The sequence below is a fragment of the Nocardioides sp. genome (genome assembly GCF_041393715.1).
Lineage (GTDB): Bacteria > Actinomycetota > Actinomycetes > Propionibacteriales > Nocardioidaceae > Nocardioides.
The window spans coordinates 68657-86690 of the sequence record NZ_JAWKJQ010000013.1 but is presented as its reverse complement, the minus strand read 5'-3'; the positions used below and the strand labels follow the sequence as shown (position 1 = coordinate 86690).

General features: G+C 72.9%; 17 protein-coding genes and 3 tRNA genes. 9 read left to right on the top strand and 11 right to left on the bottom strand.

Annotated elements, in window-relative coordinates; genetic code table 11:
* Nucleotides 1–174 precede the first annotated feature (174 nt).
* Together R2740_RS17445 and R2740_RS17440 are read right to left on the bottom strand one after the other, a co-directional pair.
* A tRNA-Arg gene (locus tag R2740_RS17445) sits at nt 175–247 on the bottom strand.
* Nucleotides 248–250: 3 nt separating this feature from the next.
* Nucleotides 251–1549 (bottom strand): cation:proton antiporter, encoded by a 1299-nt coding sequence (locus R2740_RS17440; protein WP_371303969.1) that lies wholly within the window; start codon nt 1547–1549, stop codon nt 251–253.
* 233 nt (nt 1550–1782) lie between these two features.
* Here R2740_RS17440 and R2740_RS17435 point away from each other — a divergent pair, with 233 nt between their 5' ends.
* Together R2740_RS17435 and R2740_RS17430 are read left to right on the top strand one after the other, a co-directional pair.
* On the top strand, nt 1783–3612 hold the full coding sequence (locus R2740_RS17435) for a phosphoenolpyruvate carboxykinase (GTP) (protein ID WP_371303968.1): 1830 nt from the start codon (nt 1783–1785) through the stop codon (nt 3610–3612).
* A gap of 125 nt (nt 3613–3737) precedes the next feature.
* Nucleotides 3738–5126, top strand: coding sequence for a hypothetical protein (locus R2740_RS17430; RefSeq protein ID WP_371303967.1), 1389 nt, complete (start codon nt 3738–3740; stop codon nt 5124–5126).
* Between the two features lie 154 nt (nt 5127–5280).
* On the opposite strand, the gene R2740_RS17425 is transcribed toward R2740_RS17430, so the two are convergent.
* Together R2740_RS17425 and R2740_RS17420 are read right to left on the bottom strand one after the other, a co-directional pair.
* A tRNA-Ser gene (locus R2740_RS17425) sits at nt 5281–5370 on the bottom strand.
* 84 nt (nt 5371–5454) lie between these two features.
* Complete coding sequence (locus R2740_RS17420) at nt 5455–5898, bottom strand: hypothetical protein (protein ID WP_371303966.1); 444 nt, start codon at nt 5896–5898, stop codon at nt 5455–5457.
* Nucleotides 5899–6070: 172 nt separating this feature from the next.
* On the opposite strand from R2740_RS17420, the gene R2740_RS17415 reads away from it, so the two are divergent.
* Both R2740_RS17415 and R2740_RS17410 read left to right on the top strand, forming a co-directional pair.
* A complete protein-coding gene (locus R2740_RS17415) occupies nt 6071–6442 on the top strand; it encodes a hypothetical protein (RefSeq protein WP_371303965.1) in 372 nt (123 codons plus the stop codon).
* Between the two features lie 84 nt (nt 6443–6526).
* Nucleotides 6527–6615: transfer RNA gene (locus R2740_RS17410), tRNA-Ser, on the top strand.
* Between the two features lie 25 nt (nt 6616–6640).
* Here R2740_RS17410 and R2740_RS17405 read toward each other — a convergent pair.
* Complete coding sequence (locus R2740_RS17405) at nt 6641–7699, bottom strand: hypothetical protein (protein ID WP_371303964.1); 1059 nt, start codon at nt 7697–7699, stop codon at nt 6641–6643.
* Between the two features lie 11 nt (nt 7700–7710).
* Nucleotides 7711–8490, bottom strand: a complete 780-nt coding sequence (locus R2740_RS17400) for a carbon-nitrogen hydrolase family protein (protein WP_371303963.1) — start codon at nt 8488–8490, stop codon at nt 7711–7713.
* Between the two features lie 17 nt (nt 8491–8507).
* Here R2740_RS17400 and R2740_RS17395 point away from each other — a divergent pair, with 17 nt between their 5' ends.
* Nucleotides 8508–9077 (top strand): molybdenum cofactor guanylyltransferase, encoded by a 570-nt coding sequence (locus tag R2740_RS17395; protein WP_371303962.1) that lies wholly within the window; start codon nt 8508–8510, stop codon nt 9075–9077.
* Here R2740_RS17395 and R2740_RS17390 read toward each other — a convergent pair.
* Nucleotides 9050–10663: a hypothetical protein gene (locus tag R2740_RS17390; RefSeq protein ID WP_371303961.1), complete on the bottom strand. Its 1614-nt coding sequence runs from the start codon at nt 10661–10663 to the stop codon at nt 9050–9052. The genes R2740_RS17395 and R2740_RS17390 overlap by 28 nt on opposite strands.
* Nucleotides 10664–10801: 138 nt before the next feature.
* On the opposite strand from R2740_RS17390, the gene R2740_RS17385 reads away from it, so the two are divergent.
* From R2740_RS17385 to R2740_RS17375, 3 genes are all read left to right on the top strand, one after another.
* Nucleotides 10802–11125, top strand: coding sequence for a DUF6457 domain-containing protein (locus tag R2740_RS17385; RefSeq protein ID WP_371303960.1), 324 nt, complete (start codon nt 10802–10804; stop codon nt 11123–11125).
* A gap of 9 nt (nt 11126–11134) precedes the next feature.
* Complete coding sequence (locus R2740_RS17380; RefSeq protein WP_371303959.1) at nt 11135–12112, top strand: NAD(P)H-quinone oxidoreductase; 978 nt, start codon at nt 11135–11137, stop codon at nt 12110–12112.
* 61 nt (nt 12113–12173) lie between these two features.
* Nucleotides 12174–12782, top strand: a complete 609-nt coding sequence (locus R2740_RS17375; protein ID WP_371303958.1) for a bacterial proteasome activator family protein — start codon at nt 12174–12176, stop codon at nt 12780–12782.
* Nucleotides 12783–12789: 7 nt separating this feature from the next.
* Here the strand turns inward: R2740_RS17375 and R2740_RS17370 are convergent, their stop codons facing one another.
* The 4 genes from R2740_RS17370 to serS are packed head-to-tail and all read right to left on the bottom strand — an operon-like array spanning nt 12790 to nt 16382.
* On the bottom strand, nt 12790–13428 hold the full coding sequence (locus R2740_RS17370; RefSeq protein WP_371303957.1) for a hypothetical protein: 639 nt from the start codon (nt 13426–13428) through the stop codon (nt 12790–12792).
* 39 nt (nt 13429–13467) lie between these two features.
* The gene (locus R2740_RS17365; RefSeq protein ID WP_371303956.1) at nt 13468–14280 is read right to left on the bottom strand and encodes an HAD family hydrolase; all 813 of its coding nucleotides are present in this window, start codon (nt 14278–14280) and stop codon (nt 13468–13470) included.
* Nucleotides 14273–15109: an HAD family hydrolase gene (locus R2740_RS17360; RefSeq protein WP_371303955.1), complete on the bottom strand. Its 837-nt coding sequence runs from the start codon at nt 15107–15109 to the stop codon at nt 14273–14275. The genes R2740_RS17365 and R2740_RS17360 overlap by 8 nt, the downstream gene beginning before the upstream one ends.
* Nucleotides 15102–16382 carry a serine--tRNA ligase gene (gene serS, locus R2740_RS17355; RefSeq protein ID WP_371303954.1) on the bottom strand — a complete coding sequence of 427 codons (1281 nt, stop codon included), beginning with the start codon at nt 16380–16382 and terminating at the stop codon, nt 15102–15104. Before serS ends, R2740_RS17360 begins: the two co-directional genes overlap by 8 nt.
* A 78-nt stretch (nt 16383–16460) precedes the next feature.
* Here serS and R2740_RS17350 point away from each other — a divergent pair, with 78 nt between their 5' ends.
* On the top strand, nt 16461–18032 hold the full coding sequence (locus R2740_RS17350) for a diacylglycerol kinase family protein (protein ID WP_371303953.1): 1572 nt from the start codon (nt 16461–16463) through the stop codon (nt 18030–18032).
* Nucleotides 18033–18034 lie beyond the last annotated feature (2 nt).

Sequence of the window (18034 nt, the reverse complement as noted above, 5' to 3'; positions counted from 1 at the left end):
CAGCTCGCCGACGTGCACGTCCTACCGGCTCCCACGGTGGCCGTCCGAACGCGGAGGTTCCATCTTCAGCGCCGGTGTTGCTGGTGAGTGCGCCGTTGACGAGGCACTAACCCACCGCAGCGGCGCGGGAATGGAACGGACGGCAGACACCGCGTCGCGAGACGTCACATACGGCGCGCCCGTAGGGATTCGAACCCCAAACCTTCTGATCCGTAGTCAGATGCTCTATCCGTTGAGCTACGGGCGCCTGTCACCAGGACTGCACGAGGATAGCCGACCACGGCTGGCGATGCCGAATCCACTCGGGGCCGAGGAGGGTCCACTCCGGGCCCGACTCGGCCTCCAGGGCCAGGTCGTCGCCGACCGTGGGGTGCTCGCCGTGCCAGTGCGGGGCCTCGCGTTCCTCGTCGAAGCCGCGAGCCACGACGACGTCGGTCGAGGAGTGCAGCAGGATCGACAGGCAGACCGTGATCGCGATCAGGTGGAAGAGCTCGTCCGCGCTGCCGATGCCGGCGTTGAGGACATAGAGCCCGTAGACCACCGAGGCGAAGCCCTTCGGGCCGAACCACATCGCGGCCAGCTGTTCTCGTCTGGTCAGCTCCGAGCCGAGGAAGGACACCCAGAGCGCCACCGGCCAGGCGACGAAGATCGCCAGGACCACGAAGACCCAACCCCGAGGCTGACCTCGCCGACGAACGCCGGTGTGATCAACGCGCCGAACACCAGCAGCGCCGCGAGCTTCAGCAGCTCGGCGATCAGCTCGCCGAACTCCACGAAGGTCTCCCGCTGGCGCTCCCGCCGTGGCGATGGTGACGCCCGCGGCGAACGCGGCGATGAAGAGGTTGGCGTGGGTGGCCTCGGACAGCGCGAGGACGAGCAGCCCGATCGCGACGGCGTTGAGCGGCTCGTAGTGCGAGGAGGCGCGGAACAGGCGGGTGCGCTCGGGGCGGATCGCGGCGTAGGGCACGACGACCCCGATCGCCAGGCCCAGCGCCAGCTCGGACATCAGCAGGCCGAGGTGGAAGTCCTCCTCGCCCGACGCGACCGCCAGCAGCACCACCACGAACGGCAGCGCCAGGCCGTCGTTGACGCCGGACTCGACGTTGAGCAGATGGCGCAGCCTCCCGGGGACCTTGTCGTTGCCGACCAGCGCGGCGGCGAACACCGGGTCGGTCGGTGCCAGCACGGCGCCGAGCAGGAAGGCGTCGGCCCAGTCGAGGCCGGCGACGTAGTGCGCGAAGACCGCGGTCACCGCGAGCGTCAGCGGGAGCCCGAGCAGCAGGGCCCGCCCGGGCAGCCGCCAGGCCGAGGTGAGGTCCTTGAGGCCGACGCGCATGCCGTCGGTGAACAGCACCGCGAACAGTGCGAGCTCGGCCAGGTTGCCCACCAGGTCGTCACCGCCGGTGAGGTCGATGACCCCCAGCACTCCGTCACCGAGCAGGAACCCGGCGACCAGGAACAGCACCGCGGTGGACAGGACCGTGCGGTGGGCGAGGTGCGAGAGGAGCACGGCCAACAGCAGCACGGCGGCGTACGACAGCAGCAGCACGTGGTCTCCTCGTCAGGGGCGGTCCGGGCTCACACGCTAGCCGGTCGAGGCGGGGCCGAACTCGCCACAAACCCCACCGCAGAGCCGGATTCTGTGGCCTGCGACACACAAATCGCTGGGCTGGATCGATCCAATATGCCCATCGCCCGGCGCTCCCTATCGTCGCAACCAAGAAGCGCGAACCAGGGCGACAACGAGGTCCTCCGCCGATCCCAGAAAGGTGCGAGGGGAACATGGTCGATGTAGAGGCAGTGCTCGACGAGGCAGGCCTGAAGAACACCCACGTGCGCGAGTACGTCGCCCACTGGGCCGCCATCACGCAGCCGGAGCGCATCGAGGTCGTCACGGCCGACGACGACGCGCGCCTGCTGGCCGAGGCGGTCGAGGCCGGCGAGCTGCTGCCCGCCGGCGAGGGGCGCTACTACTCCCGCAGCTACTACAAGGACACCGCCCGCTCCGAGGAGCGCACCGTGGTGGCCACCCACCGCCCGGAGGACAAGGGCGTCTACAACAACTGGAAGCCCGCCGACGACGTCACCGCCGTCCAGGTGGAGCGGATGCGCGGCGCCTCGCAGGGCAAGACGATGTACGTCATCCCCTACCTGATGGCGCCCCCCGGGTCGCCGCTGGAGAAGTACGCCGTCGGCGTCCAGCTCACCGACACCCGCCCCGTCGTGCTGCACATGATCCGGATGTCGCGGGTCGGCATCGAGTTCGTCGACAACCTCGCCGAGCCCGACACCTTCGTGCGCGCGGTCCACGTCACCGGCGACCTGGAGAACCTGGGCCAGGGGACGCCCGACGACCAGCGGCTGTTCGCCACCGTCGCCGACGACCGCACCATCCTCCACTTCGGGTCGTCCTACGGCGGCAACGCGCTGCTCGGCAAGATCGCCCACGGTCTCCGCCAGGCGTGCTACGACGGCCGCGAGTCGGGCATCTTCCTGGCCGAGCAGTTCATGCTGCTCGGCATCACCGACAAGCAGACCGGCCAGCGCTGGCACATCTGCGGCGGCTTCCCGAGCGCCTCCGGCAAGACCAACCTCGCCATGACGCTGGCCCCCGACGCCCTCGGCGAGCGCTACCACGTCGAGTTCTACGGCGACGACATCGCCTGGCTCTGGGTCAACCCCGACGACGGCCGGGTCTACGGCATGAACCCCGAGTTCGGCGTCTTCGGCGTCGCCAAGGACACCAACGAGAAGACCAACCCGACCGCGCTGGACTCCATCGGCGACGGCTCCGGCGTGATCTTCACCAACGTGGCCTACAACGAGGACACCCACGAGGTGTGGTGGGAGGGTCGCACGCCGACGCCGCCGGCCGACCTCACGGGCTGGCTCGACTGGAAGGGCGAGCGGATCGCCGACCGGGCACCCCGCGACGACTCCCCGTGGGCACACCCCAACAGCCGGTTCACCACGACCCTGGCCAACGTGCCCAACGTGGCGAAGGACTTCGCCGACCCGGCCGGCGTACCCATCGACGGCATCATCTTCGGCGGCCGCACCCGCGACCGCGAGCCGCTGGTGCGCGCGATCACCGACCTGGCCGAGGGCGTCTACGACGGGCTGACGCTGGGCGCCGAGGCGACCTTCGCGGCCGAGGGCGTCGAGGGGCAGCTGCGCTACGACCCGATGTCGATGCGGCCGTTCATGGCCTACGGCGAGGGCGACTACGCCGCCCACTGGCTGAAGATCATCGGTGCCGCCACCGACCAGCCGATCTTCGCCCACGTCAACTGGTTCCAGCGCGGGGAGGACGGCCACTTCCGCTGGCCCGGCTACCGCGAGAACCTGCGGGCCCTGCTGTGGCTGATGCGCTTCAAGGACGGCGACGTGGAGGGCGTCCAGACCCCGGTCGGCGTGCTGCCGACCGAGGAGGAGCTCGAGCTGACCGGCGTCGACGTCACCGCCGAGGACCTCGACCTGATCCTCTCCATCGACACCGAGCGCTGGCAGCAGGAGATGGGCTTCCGCGAGGCGCACCTCCAACAGTTCGAGCGGCTGCCCGAGGAGATCTGGGAGGTGCACCGCCGCGTCGCCCGCGCGCTGGAGGGCTGAGACCCGCGGGAGCGCCCGCCGCGACGGCGGACGCTCCCGGATCATCGGCATCGAATTGGCCGCTCGGCCGTCACGATCCCCGAATCTGTGTGAAAATCTGCCCAGGGCAGGCAGAGGAGGGGGACGTGACGGGGTTCAGCCCGGAGGATCGGGCTCTGTTCGAGGCCGAGGCGACCGCGCTGTTCGAGGACGCGGTGGCCGAGGGCAGCCTGTCCGACGACGATCCCCGCATCCACCCGCGCAGCGCCCTGCGCCCGGCGTTCGACCTGTTGCGCGAGATGGGTCTGCTGGTGCTCGACGACCAGACCCACGCCTACTTCCCGGTCGACCCGACCACGGTGCAGTCCCGCGTGGTCTCGCCGATGAGCCAGGAGGGTGCCAGCCTGCTCACCGAGTCGTCGCAGTGGGCCTCGGCGTTCTCCGGCCTCGCGCAGACCTGGCGGCGAGCACCCGGCTCCGAGCGCGGTCCGATCACCGAGGTCCGGGGCGACGCGATCGACCCGTTCATCGCCTCACTGGTCGCCGACGCCGAGAAGGAGCTGCTGACCGCGCAGCCGCAGACCGGTCGCAACGCCGCGGCCCTGGCGGCCGCCGCCGTGCGCGACGTCGCGGCGCTCGACCGCGGCGTACGCCTGCGCACGCTCTACCAGCACTCCGCTCGACGCAGCTCGATCACCCACAAGTACGTCGGCACGGTCACCGCGCACGGCGCCGAGGTGCGCACCCTCGACGAGTTCTTCAACCGGATGATCGTCGTCGACCGCAGGGTCGTGGTCATTCCCAGCCACGAGGGTCTCGGCGCCGCCCTGGCGATCCGGGAGCCGTCGTTGGTGGCCTACCTCGTCGACATCTTCGAGCGGACCTGGGAGCGCGCCCGCCCGTTCAGCAACCGTGAGTCCACGATGATGCGCCACGTCGCCGCCGAGCAGCGGGCGATGACCATCCGGATGCTGATCGAGGGCCACGCCGACCCGACCAGCGCCAAGCGGCTGGGGTCAGCCCGCGCACCTACGCCGGCTACGTCGCCGACCTCAAGGAGCAGTACGAGGCCCAGACCCGCTTCCAGCTCGGCTACGCCATGGGTCGCGCCGGCATCGCCGGCGACGACGAGGACGACTGACGAGCCCGAGGGCAGCGACCCGGGAGGTCGCTGCCCTCGTTTCCATGAGACGGGCCGTGGGGGTGGGCGCTGGGTCCAACTCGGTTGCCGAGGTGATGACCACCGTCTCAGGTCTGTGACGTGCAGGTCGTGGCTCGGCGGTCAGCGGCGCTGGACCCCTTGTCCCCAACTGGTGTCGGCCTGGGCGGAGGACGTGGTGAAGCCGACGACTCCGAAGCCGAGCACCGCGGCCATCAGGGCACCGACGAGACGACGTGTGATCTTCATGCTGACTCTCTTTCCGACGGGCCCGCTTGACCCTCGCAGCCATTGTCCGTGCAGGTCCGTGGTCCGTCATCGCGAACGCACCCTCAGAAAACTGCAATGCGAAATGTTGCAGGGCGGCCGCGGCTGACAACCTTGTCGGCCGCTGGTAGTGGCGCGCCTCGCCGGACGGCCTCCGGCGCAGCAGGGGCCTCCACGCAACAGCGCCCTCCGCAAACCCTGGACACCAGCCGGACCCACCATCGTGGGTCCGGCTGTCGCCGATGTCCTGAGACATCACAGGGCGGAGGCGGCGGGATTTGAACCCGCGATCGGCTGTTAACCGAAACCCGCTTAGCAGGCGGGCGCCATAGACCGGACTAGGCGACGCCTCCCCACGCCCGAAGGCGCGCAGCACAGGCTACCGCCCGCCGGCCGCGGAGTCCGAATCGGTTGCCGGCGACACCGGCCGGCGGCGGTCAGAGCCTGCGGATGCCGTGGCCGCGCTGCAGGTGGTCCTGGAGGGTGCGCACCAGGTCCTCCCGGTCGACGTCGAGGAGTCGCACCGGCAGCACGGTGCGGCGACCGTCGCGGAGCTGCAGCACGACCACCGGCTCGTCGCCGGCGTACGTCGCGGCGGCGTCGTCCACGTCCTGCCAGGCGGCGGCCCGGACCCCCGACGCGCGCCACCGCACGTGGTAGCCCCGGTCGTCGAGGGTCAGGATCGACCAGCCCCGGACCGCCACCGCCGCGCCCACCGCGAGGCCGACCACCAGCAGCGCCAGCCCGAGCAGCACGCCCGGCGAGGCGTTGAGCAGGACGACCACCAGCGTCACGACCATCACCGCGAGCGCCGCCGCCACCAGGGTGGCGCCCACCAGCCGAGCAGCGAGCGGGCGGGCCAGGCGGTATCGGGTGCGCACCCCCTGATTCAACCCAAGCCGGTCGTCCTCGCGCCCACCGGGTCCCCGGGCCGGCCACCGGCGGGGCGCCCTCCCGCGGGCCGGGGGGGCGTCGGCCCACCCTTGTGCCCACGGCCGTCGGCAGGTCACACTCGTGGTTCCTACCCGATATCCGCCCATACCGGGAGGCACCATGCGCACCACGTCTCGCGTCCTCGAGGAGCTCCACCAGGCCCTGGAAGTCCCGATCCAACCGGGCGCCCCGCTGGGCACCTGGCGGTGGACGGTGCGGCAACGGATGGCCGGGGTGCGCGACGCACTGGTCGCCGAGACCGCCCACCACGAGGACGCCTGGCTGGCCGCCCGCGGCGGGTCGGTGCTGCGCGAGCGCAACGCCCTCCTGGGCCGGCTCAGCGCGCTGGGCCCCCAGGTGCTCGAGGAGGAGCGGATCGAGCAGGTGCGCGGTGAGCTGGCGCGGCTGCTGTGCGACATCCGCCATCACGTGCAGCGGCTCCACGACCTGGCCTACGACGAGGTCGAGCTGGAGCTCGGCGGCTCCGAGTAGGCACGGCTCTCGCGCCCGCCGACGCTCGGCGACCACGGCCCCGCCCTAGACTGCCCTGGTGCCGCCGGTCCGCGATCGGCGCACGGAGGGGTGCCGGAGTGGCCGATCGGAACCGCCTTGAAAGCGGTCGCTGGCAGAGATGTCAGCCGCGGGTTCGAATCCCGCCCCCTCTGCGGAGTGCCCCGAGAGCCGGCCGGCTCAGAGCAGCGCCTGGGTGCGCGGCGGCTCGGGCCGGATGGCGGCCGCCTCCTCCGCGCGCCGGCCGCGGCGTCCGCGGGACCCGGTCATCCGCAGGTCGATGCGGATCACCACGTAGCCCAGCAGCAGCCCGACGACCAGCGTGTAGAGCTCCGCGAGCGCCAGGTGGGGCAGGGTGAACGCCGGGCTGACCACCAGGTGCGAGATCGGCACGGTGGCGCCGACGCCGAAGGCGCTGACCCACCATCCCTGCCGCCGGCGGGCCCGCTGGTGGCAGCCCCAGGCCAGCGCCGGGATGCCGAGCAGCGCCTGCAGCGGTCGCGGGAAGGCACCGAGGTGGTCCCGCGTCCAGTCGATGGTGTCGAAGACCGAGGTGACCAGGCCCGGCGTGCCGTAGCGGCGCAACAGCTCGGCGTACGCCAGCGTCACGCCGAGCACCACGCCGCCGCCGACCACCACGATCAGGCCCCGACGGCCGAGGCCGTGCAGGCCCGCGCCGAGCCGGTAGACCAGGGCGAAGACGAGCACGAACGACACGACCAGCGTGGTGTAGCCGAAGCGGGCCACGTTGATCACCGGCTCGTAGCCGACCGCGGCGACGGCACCGACGAAGGCGACCCCCATGGCCAGCAGCACCTCGCGCGCGGCGGCCGCGAACCGGACCGTCGGCACGGTCACCATCACGCCGAGCACCGCACCCAGCGAGGCGGTGCTCACCGCGGCGCCGGTGCGGAGCAGGTCGTAGTCGCCGAACGCGGCGAGTCCGGACAGCGCGCCGACCAGCAGGGTGAAGAGCATCCACCGCCCGCTGGTGCGCAGCGCGAGCACCCACGTGTACGTCGTGGTGATCAGCGCGGCACCGGCACCTCCGGCGTACGCCGGCCCGACGCCGGCCGCCGAGGCCACCAGGCCTGCGATGCCGGTCAGCACCAGCAGCAGGTGGAGCAGCACCAGCAGCCGGGGCGCGGCCGCGGTCGCGAGGGTGCGCAGCCGCGAGGGTCGGTCCTCCCGGCGGGCGGCGCGACGGCCGGCGCTGCGGGAGGCGGTGCGGGGAGACACGGGGGAGAAGGCTACAGCCGGCGGTTGCCGAGTGACGGATTGGCGGCGCGGGCCTCCTCGAGGGCCGCCCGCTCCAGCGTGGCGTGGAGCACCTCGCCGGCGGCACCCGCCTCGACGACCACCTCGCCCCAGGGGTCGACCACGAGCGAGTGCCCGGTGTAGCGCGGCCCCGGCTGACCGACCGCGACGACGTAGGCGACGTTCTCGATCGCGCGCGCCCGCGCCAGCGTCCGCCAGTGCTCGACCTTGTGCGCGCCGGCCACCCAGGCGGCGGGCAGCACGAGGACCTCCGCGCCGGCCGCCGACAGCTCCCGGGCCAGCTCGGGGAAGCGCAGGTCGTAGCAGGTCATCAGGCCGACCCGGAAGCCGTGCAGGTCGACCACCTGCGGCGTGAGAGGGCCGGCGGTGATGCGGTCGGACTCGCAGAAGCCGAAGGAGTCGTAGAGATGGATCTTGCGATAGGTCGCCTCGACGGCGCCGCGCGCCACGAGCGTGTTGAAGGGACGGGCCGGGTCGGTGGAGGTCTCGAACATGCCGGCCACGATGGTGGTGCGACGCGCCTGCGCGACCCTCGCCACCTCGGTGGCGAACGGACCGTCGACCGGCTCCGCCTCGCCGCTCACGTCGGAGCCGGGCTCGCCGAAGTCGCGGGCGAACGCCTCCGGGAAGACCACCAGGTCCGCCCCGGCCGGGGTCAGCCGGTCGAGCAGCGCCCGGTTGTCCGCCGGCTCGAGGCCGGAGGCCGCCTGCACGAGGGAGACCTGCAGGCAGGTGGGGGGTTCGCAGCTCACGTCCCTAGCCTGCCACGATGAGCGCCATGCCCGAGCTCGCCGCCGTGATCCTGACCGGGGGCACCGCCTCGCGGATGGGCGGGACCGACAAGGCCGCCCTGGAGTACGCCGGCCGGTCGCTGCTCGAGCGGGCCCTGGCCGCCGTCGCCGACGCCGGCCGGACCGTCGTCGTCGGGCCGCCCCAGGAGACCAGCCGCCCGGTGACCTTCGTGCGCGAGGAGCCGCCGCTCGGCGGGCCGGCCGCGGGGCTGCTGGCCGGGGTCGACGCGCTGCCCGCCGCCTCGTCGGTCGTGGTGCTGGCCGTGGACATGCCGTTGGTCGACGCCCGCACCGTGGCTCGGCTGCTGGCCGCCGCGACCGGCCACGACGGCGCCTTCCTGGTCGGCCCCGACGGCCGACGCCAGCTGGCCGGGGTCCTGACCCGCGCGGCCGTGGAACGGGCCCGCCCCGAGCGAGGGGCGGAGGCCGGGCTGCCGATGCACCGCCTGCTGTCGGGCCTCGACCTCGCCGAGGTGTCGGCGGCCGGCGGCGAGGCGCGCGACGTGGACACCTGGGACGACTACTCCGGGCTGCCGCCCGACGCCTGAACCCCGCGGGCCCGGTCGGTCGCTGCCGGCTCGCCGAGCCGGAGCGAGACCTCGGCCTCGGCGGCGGTGCCGAGCTGGATCCAGTCACGGGCGCTGACCCTGATCCCGAGCGGGAAGCTGCCGGCCACCCGGTCGGCATGGACGCAGACGACGTCCCAGCTGGCCTGGATGTCCAGCCGCACCGGCCGCCACTCGGGGTTCCCACCCCGAGGTGGAGTCACCGTCCGACCCGCGGTCCACGACTGGCGGTGCCCGTGCCCGACGCCCTGGAACGGCAGCCGCTCGCCGGCCAGCTGCCAGCTGAACTCCGGCCGCTCGAATCCCACGGTCTGCGCCCACACGTGCCAGTGCCAGCCGTCGTCGTCGAGCCTCTCGGCGCGGAGGTCCATCCGGGGGACGACCGCGTCGGCACTGACGAGGACCGTGACCCCGTCGGCGTCGGCGTCGAGCAACCGAGCGGTCCACGGGAGCGCCTGCGCCGAGGTCACGTCGAGGTCTCCGGCAGCGGGCAGCGGGATGGTGCCGACATAGACCGCCCGGTGCGCGCGGCGCCGGCCGTTGTTGGTCAGCAGCTCGCGCCAGGTCGCCGGGCGGCGCAGCGACTCGAGCACGTGGAGGACCACCCCGGGGCCGTCGTGGAGGTCCTGGCTCGGCTCGCGGTCGGCGCGCTGGTACCACCGCCGCAGGTCCAGGCCGCCGTCCCAGTCCACCCCGCGCCGCGGGTCCGGCCGGCGTACCTCCAGCACGAAGCGGCGCGCCTTGGCCGTCTCGACCACGACACCGGCCGGCAACGGTCCGGCCCGGTCCCGGTCGGTGAGCCGCACGGTCACGCTCTCGCCCGGGGGCACCCGCACCCAGGGCAGCCAGGAGGCGTCGGCCGCGGTCAGCCGGCGTCCTCGGTCGCGCAGGCCCCAGGCCACCAGCTCGGCCAGCGAGACCCGCGGGCCCGCGATCCGGAAGAACTCCGCGGTGTCCGCGGGGGCACCGGCCCAGGCGGGCACCGGCGTGCACACCTCGTCGAAGCGCCGGGCGGTGCCCATCACGCAGTAGGGCGAGCCGTACTCGCGGGTCAGCACGTTGCCGACCTCGGTGGCCAGCCCCCACGGGTGCTCGAAGCCGAAGACGTGACCCAGCTCGTGGGCCAGGATCGTGTGGTGGGTCTGGTCGCTCACGAAGGCCACCTGCAGCGTGCGCCGACCGACCTGCAGCTCGGCGGTGTAGGCCCGCTCGACGGGCAGCGAGCCGACGACCAGCAGCCCCGTGGCATCACGCACCGAGGCCGGGTCGAGGCAGCGCCGGACCAGCGCACCGAGGGCCAGGCGGTGCCGGTGGTCGGGGTCGGCACCGTGCCGGGCGGCGACCCAGTCGGGGTCCTCCGGCGACAGCAGGACCGGCGGCAGCACCCGCCCGGTCGTCCGCAGCACCCCGCACGTGGAGTCGGCCCAGAAGTCCGCCATCGTGGTGCGCTGCTCGGGCCGGGTGCCGGGAGGGCTGGGGTCGAGCAGGCGTTGCAGGAAATCGGCGGGCCACCCGGCTCCGGGCTCGTGCACCAGCGGGAGGGCGACGACCCGGTGCCTCACCACCACGTCCGGCCCCGTCCCACGCACCGGATCAGAGCACACCGCCCCCGTCGGGTCAACGACGTGACGCCGCTCACGGCCGACTCGACGCGACTCGGCGGTCCGGGCTTGCACCCGGGTCGCCGTTGGACGAGTCTGGGCCTCGTGAACCTGCACGACTGGATCGACGAGCTGTGTGACGTCCTGGACCTGGAGACCGAGGTCGACGAGGGCCTGGTGCTCGACCTGGCCCGGGCCGCGGCCCACAACGTCGAGCGGCCGGCCGCGCCGATCACCACCTACCTGCTGGGCTATGCCGCGGGCAGCCGCGGCGCGGGCCCGGCCAAGATCGAGGCGCTGGCGGCCCGGGCGCAGGCGCTGGCCGACGAGTGGGACCGGCCCGCCGACGCGCCCGACCCCGACGACGTCGACGACGAGGTCCCCGACGACAGCGCGGTCGACCACACCGGCGACTCGTTCGACGACTGAGCGCGGCCGATGCTCGCGATCGTCCCGACGGAGCCCGGTGGCTCGGAGGTCCTCCGGATCGGCGAGCTCCCCGACCCGGACCCCGGGCCGGGTGAGGTCCTGGTCGACGTGGCTGCGACCGCGGTGAACCGCGCCGACGTGCTCCAGCGGCTGGGCTTCTACCCGCCGCCGCCCGGCGCCTCCGACGTGATCGGGCTCGAGTGCAGCGGCACGGTCGCGGCGCTCGGCGAGGGCGTCACCGGCTGGTCGGTCGGCGACGAGGTGTGCGCGCTGCTGGCCGGCGGCGGCTATGCCGAACGGGTCGTCGTACCGGCAGGGCAGCTGATGCCCCTCCCCGACGGGGTCGGCCTGGTCGAGGCGGCCGCACTGCCGGAGGTCGCCTGCACGGTGTGGTCCAACGTCTTCATGGTCGCCGGCCTGCAGCCCGACGAGGTGCTGCTCGTGCACGGCGGCGCCGGCGGGATCGGCACGATGGCCATCCAGCTGGCCACCGCCCTCGGGGCCCGGGTGGTCACGACCGCCGGCTCCGCCGCCAAGCTCGCGCGCTGTCGTGAGCTGGGCGCCGACCTGCCGATCGACTATCGCGAGCAGGACTTCGTCGCCGTGGCCCGCGAGGCGACGGGTGGCGTCGGCGTGGACGTGGTCCTCGACAACATGGGGGCGGCCTACCTCTCGCGCAACGTCGACGTGCTCGCCCCCGGCGGGCGGCTGGTGGTGATCGGCATGCAGGGAGGCACCAGGGGCGAGCTCGACCTGGGTGCGCTGCTCGGCAAGCGGGGCGCCGTGATCGCCACCTCGCTGCGCAGCCGGCCGGTCGAGGAGAAGGCCGCGATCTGTGCCGCCGTCGTCGAGCACGTCTGGCCCCTGGTCGCCGACGGCGTGGTCCGCCCGATCATCCACACCCCCATGCCGCTGGCCGAGGCCGCCGCGGCCCATCAGCTGATGGAGGACGGCGGCCACGTCGGCAAGATCGTGCTGAGCGTCTGACCCGGCCGTCACCCGCGAAGGGCCCCTGGGGAGCCCATCGACCGGTCGCTAGGGTGGCGGAATGAGCGAGAACGGACCCGAGGCCGACGGCGAGGTGCAGCAGGTCGTGGTCGTGGGCCCCGACGGACAGCCGGTCGGCACCATCCCGGCGCACCTGGTCGAGGGGTTCCAGGAGGGAGCCGAGGACCCAGACGCGGAGGACGACGAGGAGCGCCACCTCACCGACCTGGTCGAGCAGCCGGCCAAGGTGATGCGGATCGGCAGCATGATCCGCCAGCTCCTCGAGGAGGTGAAGTCGGCACCGCTCGACGAGGCCAGCCGACACCGCCTCAAGGAGATCCACCGGGCCTCGGTCAAGGAGCTGGAGACCGGCCTGGCCCCCGAGCTCGTCGAGGAGCTGGAGCGGCTGAGCCTGCCGTTCACCGAGGACGGGACGCCGACCGACGCCGAACTGCGGATCGCCCAGGCCCAGCTGGTCGGCTGGCTCGAAGGGCTCTTCCACGGCATCCAGACCGCCATCTACGCCCAGCAGATCGCGGCCCGCGCGCAGCTGGAGCAGATGCGCCGGGCGCTGCCTCCGGGCGTCCACCTCTCCCCCGGCCAGGCGCCGCAGGCGATGCCGGAGCAGTCACCGGGCCAGCCCGGCTCGTCGGGCGGCATGTACCTCTGAGGGGCGCCTACCCCTCCCGAGGCGTACGCCGGCGCGCGCGACCGACCGCGGCCAGCCCGAGCAGCCCGACCAGCGTCGCCGCCGCGCCCGGGGCCAGCAGGCGACCCAGGGGCAGTGGGGTCGAGGTCTCCAGCTCGGTCCACTCCAACGGCGGCCGATCCGGCTCCGGCTCGACCACGGCGTGCCCGGAGCCGAGCACCCGCTCGACCCGGCGCAGCAGGGCGCTGGTGGCCCGCTCGCTGCCCTGGCAGGAGTTGCCGAAGAACTTGGCGTTGCTGCCGTTGACGAAGAACAGCCAGGTCTTGTCGGTGGGGATCGAGCCCAGCCCATGCTTCGCGGCGGACTTCGGTGAGACCACGACGACCTTCTTGGCGGTCACGGTGCCCTGATAGACGCGTTCGACGGTCGCCTGGTAGCGGCGTACCTGCCGGGTCTTGTCGCCGGTGCCGATCGCATCGACCTCCTGGCCCGTGACCGCGGCGGTGAACACGGCGTCGACGTTGTCCGCGCGGGTGCCGACACTGCCCGGCACGCTGCAGTCCGGAGCGGGCGCGGCCTGGGCAGGTGCGCCGGTGAGGGCGGAGAGGCCACCGGCCAGCAGCAGCGCCGCCAGCACGTGTCTCGGCGCGGGAAGGGGTCCAGGCACGAGCCTCAGCCTACGGGGAGGTCCCGAAGCCGGCGGGGCTCAGCCCACGAAGAGGGCTTCGAGAGTCGCGGCCACACCGTCGTCGTCGTTGCTGGGCACCACCGCGTCGGCCGCGTCGAGCACCGTGCGGTGGGCGTTGGCCATCGCGTAGGACCGGCCGGCCCACTCCATCATCGGCAGGTCGTTGGGCATGTCGCCGAAGGCCACGACGTGGCGCCGGTCGACGCCGAGCCGGGCGCAGACCAGCGCCAGCGTGGAGGCCTTGGTGACGCCCGCGGCGCTGATCTCCAGCAGCGTGGTGTCCGACGACCAGGTGAACTCCGCCAGGTCGCCGGCCGCCGCCTCGGCCCGCAACCAGTAGTCGAGGGGACCCAGCTCCTCGTGCCGAGCCAGCAGCTTGAGCGCGGGGGCGTCGAAGATCTCCTCGATCCGGCCGCGCCGGCTCCCCTCGGGGATCGGGTGCCGCTCCAGGAAGGCCGGCTCGAGGGCGATGCCCGCGACCGTCTCCACGGCGAACGCCGACCCGGGCACGGCCGCGCGCAGCCGGCGGGCCACCTCGAGCCCGGTGACGGGAGCGATCGTGCGCTCCAGCTCGACCCGCCGCTCGTGCACGTTCCAGACCAGGCCACCGTTGGAGACCACCGCGAGCCCGTGCTCGCCGACGTGCTCGAAGACCTCCACCGTCCAGCGCAGCGGTCGCCCCGTCACGAAGACCACGGGGACGCCCCGCGCCTCCAGCCGCTCCAGCACCGCGCGGGTGCGGGCGGTGACGGTGCCGTCGGAGTGGACCAGGGTGCCGTCGAGGTCGGTCGCGACCAGGCGGGGAGGACCGTCGGGTTCGACCTCATCCACCGGGGAACCACCGCTCCAGCTCGCGGGCGGCCCCGTCGAGCGTCACGTCGTCGGTCACCGCGTCGGCGGCGGCCTTCACCTCGTCGACGGCCTGGCCCATGGCCACGCCGCGGCCGGCCCATCGGAGCATCTCGATGTCGTTGCGACCGTCGCCGATGGCGAGTACGTCGGCCGCGTCGACGCCGAGCTCGCGGGCGACGTACTCCAGGCCCGAGGCCTTGGACACGCCCATCGGCGACAGGTCGAGCCAGGCCGTCCAGCCCACGACGTAGTCGGTGCCGTGCAGCCCCAACCGCCCGACGAGCTCCACGAAGTCCTCGGCCGAGGCGTCGGGATCTCGGATGATGACGCGGCTGACGTGCTCCTCGATGAGGGAGTCGAGCTCGTCGACGATGATCTCGCCGGACAGCTCGCCGAGGGGGAAGTGCCGGTTGACGCGATAGCCGACGCCCCGCTCCTCGACCGCGACCAGCGCGTTCGGATGCAGCTCGAGGACGGCCGCCACGGCCGGCCGGGCGTCGAAGGTCTGCTCGTGCACCACCTCGAGCGGCGGGTAGCGGAACACCACGGCGCCGTTGGACGCGACCACCCACAGCGGCGGGTCGCCCGACTCGTGGAGGTCCAGCAGGTGGGTCATCGGGATCATGCCGTGCGGCGAGCGGCCGCTGGCCAGCACGATGTGGGCCCCCGCCTCGCGGGCGTGGTGGACCGCGGCATAGACCGCGCCCCCGACCTCCTCGCGGGTCTGACCGGAGCCCTCGATCCACTTCAGCAGGGTGCCGTCGATGTCGAGTGCGACCAGCCGGGGCCGCCAGCCGTCGTCAGCCACCCGTGACCGGCTTCAGCACGTCGGTGCCCATCCACGGCTGCAGCGCCTGCGGCACGAGCACCGAGCCGTCGGCCTGCTGGTTGTTCTCGAGGATCGCCACGATGGTGCGGGTCATCGCGCACAGGGTGCCGTTGAGCGTGGCGACCGGGCCCGTGGACCCGTCGGCCAGCCGACCTCGGGTGTCCAGCCGGCGGGTCTGGAAGTCGGTGCAGTTGGAGGTCGAGGTGACCTCGCGGTACTTGTCCTGGGTCGGGATCCACGCCTCGCAGTCGAACTTGCGCATCGCCGACAGCCCGAGGTCGCCCGCGGCCACGTCGATCACCCGGAACGGCAGCTCCAGCGCGGTCAGGAACTCCTTCTCCCACGCCAGCAGTCGCTCGTGCTCGGCGTAGGACTCCTCGAGGGTGGTGTAGACGAACATCTCCACCTTGTCGAACCAGTGCACCCGGATGATCCCCTTGGTGTCCTTGCCGTGCGAGCCGGCCTCCTTGCGGAAGCACGGGCTGAACGCGGCGTAGCGCCGTGGCAGCGCGGCGACGTCGAGGATCTCGTCGGAGTGGTAGGCCGCCATCGGGACCTCGGAGGTCCCGACGAGGTAGAGGTCCTCGCCCTCGATGCGATAGACGTCGTCGGCCGCCTGGCCGAGGAAGCCGGTGCCGTCCATGGCCCGCGGCTTGACCAGCGACGGCGCGATCACCTGGGTGAAGCCGGCGCCACGCGCCTGCTGCATCGCCAGGTTGATGAGCGCCAGCTCGAGCTGCGCGCCGACCCCGGTGAGGAAGTAGAACCGCGCTCCCGACACCTTGGCACCCCGGTCGAGGTCGATCGCCCCGAGCATCCGGCCGAGCTCGATGTGGTCGCGCGGCTCGAACCCCTCCGCCGCGAAGTCGCGCGGCGTCCCGTGGTGCTCCAGCACGGTGTAGTCGTCCTCGCCGCCGGCCGGCGCCTCGTCGGCCGCCAGGTTGGGGATCGACATCAGCGCGTCGCGCCACTCCGCCTCGGCGTCGGCCTGGGCAGCCTCCGCGGCCTTCACCTCGGCGCTGAGCGCCTTGGTGCGCTCCAGCAGCGCGGCCCGCTCGTCGCCCTGGGCCTGCGGGATCTGCTTGCCGAGCTGCTTCTGCTCCGCGCGCAGCGCCTCGAAGGTCGCGATCGACCCTCGCCTCGCGCCGTCGGCCGAGAGCGCCCGGTCCACCACGTCGGCGGACAGGCCGCGCTTGGCCTGGGCGGCACGCACGCGGTCGGGGTCGTCTCGGAGCACACGGGGATCGATCATGGCCTCAGGCTAACGGCCTGCGTGGGCGAGCAGCACCGCAGTTCTCGGCGGCGCCGGCACGACCGGCATACTGCGGGGGTGCTGGATCGACCTCGCATGGTGGCGCTGGCCTCGGGGGCCGCCTGCCTCCTGTTGGCGGCCGTCCTCATCGCGTTGGTGCAAGGCGTCGAGCCCGGCTGGCTCGCGACGATCGACGCCCGGCCCGCCGACACCGCGCGCAGCGTCGCCGACCTGACCCTGGTCGGTGGCCTGCTGCGGCTGCTCGAGGTCGTGTTCGGCACCTGGGGCGCGCCGATCGTCACCGCCGTGCTCGCCTTCGGCCTGCTCAACCGCAAGCACGACCGCGCCGCGGCATACGTCGTCGGTGTGGTGGTCATGACCTGGGCCTCGACCGGCGTCATCCAGGTCGCCACCGGTCGCTTCCACCCCGACTGGCTCGGCGAGCCGATCGACCGCGGCTCGCTGCCGTCGGCGCCCGCGGCACTCGTGGCCGCGCTCGCCGGGGTGGCGCTGGTGCTGCTGCAGATGCTGGTCCGCCGCGCGTCGGTACGCCGCGGGGCGGGGCTGGCGCTGGTGGCCACCGCCGCGCTGGTCGGCCTCGCCGCGGTGCTGCTGGCCGACGCCTACCCGACGGACGTGGCCGTGGGCTGGCTCCTGGGCGCGGGGGTCTCGCTGGTCGGCCTGGGGCTCTACAGCCCGTTGCCGCGCAGCCATGCCGAGTCGGCGCCGCCGCTGCCGCAGGCCGTTCCGACCGGGCGCAACCTGGCGGTGATCCTGAACCCGATCAAGGTCGAGGACCCCGGCCAGTTCCGCGCGATCGTCACCTCGATGGCGACCGAGGCCGGCTGGTCCGCGCCGACCTGGCACTACACGACCATCGAGGACCCCGGCACCGGCATGGCCCACGACGCAGCGGTCGAGGGTGCCGACCTGGTGATGGTGTGCGGGGGCGATGGCACGGTCCGCGAGGTGTGCGCGGAGCTGGCCGGCACCGGCGTTCCGGTGGGCATCATCCCGGCCGGCACCGGCAACCTGCTGGCACGCAACCTCGACATCCCGCTCTATCTGCGGGCCGCCATCGACGTCACCCTCAACGGCCAGGACCGGGCCATCGACCTGGTCGAGGTCAGCGGCGACAACCTCGAGGACACCCACTTCCTGGTGATGGCCGGCATGGGCCTGGACGCCGCGATGATGGAGGGCGTCAACGAGGACATCAAGAAGAAGGTCGGCTGGCTGGCCTACGTGCTCTCCGGCGCCAAGGCGCTGATGTTCCCGCCGGAGCGGATCGACATCTCCGTCGACGACGAGGAGTTCACCCGGCATCGCGCCCGCACCGTGGTGGTGGGCAACGTGGGCTTCCTGCAGGCCGGCATGCCGCTGCTCCCCGACGCGGTGATCGACGACGGCCTGCTCGACGTGGTGGTGCTGCACCCCCGCCGGTTCTTCTCGTGGATCCCGCTGGCCCTGCGGGTGGTCACCCGGCGCCGGCGTACCGACGACACGATCAACCGGATGACCGGCCGGTCGGTGGTGCTCCGCGCCCACGGCGACGTGCCCCGGCAGCTCGACGGCGACACCATCGGTCCGGGCCGCGAGCTGCGGATGCAGTGCATCCCGGGCAAGCTGCTGGTGCGAGTGCCGCGCTGACA